General features: G+C 56.6%; 1 pseudogene. It reads left to right on the forward strand.

Annotation, left to right across the window (positions count from 1 at the left end):
- Window positions 1-318 (forward strand): annotated as a pseudogene (locus AC0IYH_RS30460) (3-deoxy-7-phosphoheptulonate synthase); the annotation flags it as partial.

Here is a 318-nt window from a genome sequence, read left to right on the forward strand (position 1 = left end):
CGGTACAGACGGTGGCCTGACTGTCGCCATCAACGCCTTGCAATCTGTTTCCAGCCCGCACCGTTTTCTGGGCATCAACCAGCAAGGCGGCGTATCCATCGTCACCACCACGGGCAATGCCTACGGTCACGTAGTGCTACGTGGCGGCAACGGCAAGCCGAACTACGATTCTGTGAGCGTGGCTATCTGCGAACAGGAACTGAAGAAGGCCAACATCAAACCGAACGTCATGGTCGATTGCAGCCACGCCAACTCCAACAAGGATCCAGGCTTGCAGCCATTGGTGATGGAAAACGTCGCCAATCAGATCCTCGAAGG

It is taken from the genome of Pseudomonas sp. AC463 (assembly GCF_979253585.1).